Raw genomic sequence first — 2494 nt, 5'->3', positions numbered from 1 at the left:
GGTTCGGGTTCGGGTTCGGGTTCGGGTTCGGGTTCGGGTTCGGGTTCGGGCGCGGATGCCGGTATCGGATTTGGTTCCGGTTCTGGTTCCGGTGTTGCGGATGGAGACTCGTGATGATGCCCGTGTACGTCCTGGGCGGTGCGCAGACCGACTTCGCGCGCAACTGGGCCAGGGAGGGGCTCGGACTGGTCGACCTGGTGAGGGAAGCGAGCCTGGGCGCGCTCGTCGACGCCGAGGTGGATGCCGCCGCCATCGAGGTCGTGCACGTGGGCAACCTCCTGGGCGAATTGTTCGCGGGCCAGGCGCATTTGGGCGGTTTGGCAGTCACCGCCGTGCCGGAGCTGAGCGGTCGGCCCAGCATGCGGCACGAGGCCGCGTGCGCGTCCGGGAGTTGTGCGGTACTCGCTGCCGGGGCGGATCTGAGGGCCGGCGACTACGATCTCGCGCTCGTCGTCGGTGTCGAACTCATGCGCAACGTCTCGGCCCGAGAAGGCGCCGCGAACTTGGGCAGCGCCGCGTGGGCCGGGCACGAGGCGGTCGGCGCGGACTATCCGTGGCCGACCCTGTTCGCCGAGGTCGCCGACGCATACGACGCCCGGTACGGCCTGGACCCCGCGCACCTGGGCGCGTTCGCGCGTACCGCGTTCGACAACGCCAAGGGCAACCCGCTTGCGCAGGCCCGGGATTGGGACTTCCCGGCTGCGGCCTTCACCGCTGACGACGTGGCCAATCCGCTCGTGGCCGGTCGGTTGCGCCGCACCGACTGCGGGCGGATCACCGACGGCGCGGTGGCGGTGGTGCTCGCGTCGCCTCGATGGGTCGCCGAACACGGCCTGGATCCGGGGCGGTTGGCGTGTGTTCGGGGCTTCGGGCACCGTACCGACACGCTTTCGCTCGCCGACAAGCTCGCCCGTCCCGGCCCGGTGATGTTCCCGCACCTGCGCGGCGCGGTGGGCGACGCGTATCGCCGAGCCGGGGTGGTCGACACAGGTCGGCTCGATGTGGCCGAACTGCACGACTGCTTCACCGTCACCGGCCTCGTGGCGCTCGAACACCTGGGTGTGTGCGGGCCGGGGCGCGCGGGCCGCTTGCTGGAGGAGGGCGTGATCGGGCCCGGCGGCCGGCTGCCGGTCAACCCCGGCGGGGGGTTGCTGGGCCTGGGCCATCCGGTGGGCGCGACGGGCGTGCGGATGGTGCTCGACGCCGCGCGCCAGGTCACCGGTCGGGCCGGGGCGATCCAGGTGGAGGGCGCGCGTACGGCCCTCACCGTCAATGTCGGTGGTTCCTTCACCACGGTGGTCAGCACGATCGTGGGCCTTGGCGGTGACGGGTGATGGCGGAGGCGTTCATCCTCGACAGCGTGCGTACGCCGCGTGGGAAGGCGTCGCCGCGCGGCGGGTTGGCGGGCCTGACGGCGCTGAACCTGGTCGAGCACGTGCTCGGTGCGCTGGTCGAGCGCACGAAGGTGGATGCGGCGGCGGTGGACGACGTGTTGCTCGGGTGCGCCGGGCAGGTGGGTGAGCAGGGCGGCAATCTCGCGCGCACCGCCGTGCTCACGATGGGTTGGCCGGACACGATTCCGGGGCAGACGATCAACCGGTTCTGCGCGTCGGGCATCGACGCTGTCGCGTCGGCGGCGGCGCTGGTGCGGTCCGGACAGGCTGATTTGGTGATCGCGGGCGGGGTCGAATCCGCTTCTCGGGTACCGATGTTCGCGGATCAGGGGCCGCTGTGGACGGACGCCGCCGTGATCGAGAAGGTCGGCAGCGTCCACATGGGCATCGCGGCGGACGTGGTGGCCACCGAGGAGGGATACGAGCGGGCGGAACTGGACGAGTACGGCGCCCGTACGCAGGAAATGGCCGCACGGGCCTGGGCGTCCGGTCGGTTCGCCTCGGCCGTCGTACCGCTTCCCGGAGGGTTGGCACACGACGAGCATGTGCGACCGGGTACGAGGGCCGACGAACTCGGCGCACTGGAACCGGCATTCGCCGAGTTGGGCGCGAGCGGGCAGGACGCGCTCGCGCTGCGGCATCTCCCGCACCTGCGCGAGATTCGGCATGTGCACACGCGGGGTACGTCGCCGTCGCTCGCCGACGGAGCGTGTGCGGTGCTGATCGGGACTCGGTCGCAGGCGGAGCGGTTCGGGCTGCGCCCGGTGGCCCGGATCGTGTCGTCGGCGTCGGCGGGGACGGACCCGGTACGGATGTTGACAGCGGGTCAGCTCGCGATTTCCAAAGCGCTGGGGCGGGCGGGGCTGCGGGCGGGTGACGTGGACGTGGTCGAGTTCGCGGAGGCGTTCGCGGCGCTGTGTCTGAAGGCCCAGCGGGAGTTGGACTTTGGCGATGATCGGTTCAACGTGAACGGCGGCACGATCGCGATGGGCCACGCATTTGGGGCTACCGGCGCGATCTTGGCGGGGGCGTGCGCGAGCGAGCTCGTGCGTGGGGGTGGGCGGTTCGGGGTGGCTGCGGTCAGTGGGGCGGCGGGGTTG

The 2494-nt window shown here is 71.5% G+C and carries 2 protein-coding genes; both read left to right on the top strand.

Translation table 11 applies throughout. The features are described from left to right. Positions 1-113 precede the first annotated feature (113 nt). Positions 114-1334: an acetyl-CoA acetyltransferase gene (locus GT354_RS47405; RefSeq protein ID WP_202513097.1), complete on the top strand. Its 1221-nt coding sequence runs from the start codon at positions 114-116 to the stop codon at positions 1332-1334. Then, positions 1334-2494 (top strand): acetyl-CoA C-acyltransferase (locus tag GT354_RS47400; RefSeq protein ID WP_161363992.1); only part of this gene is annotated, 1161 nt, incomplete at its 3' end. The genes GT354_RS47405 and GT354_RS47400, both read left to right, overlap by 1 nt.

It is taken from the genome of Streptomyces sp. SID3343 (assembly GCF_009865215.1).
Classification (GTDB): Bacteria; Actinomycetota; Actinomycetes; order Streptomycetales; family Streptomycetaceae; genus Embleya.
This window is presented reverse-complemented; position numbering and strand designations above follow the sequence as displayed.

Bases quoted from the DNA above. Each gene is read 5' to 3' on its own strand.
- GT354_RS47405 (WP_202513097.1), top strand. From the start codon at position 114: ATGATGCCCGTGTACGTCCTGGGCGGTGCGCAGACCGACTTCGCGCGC.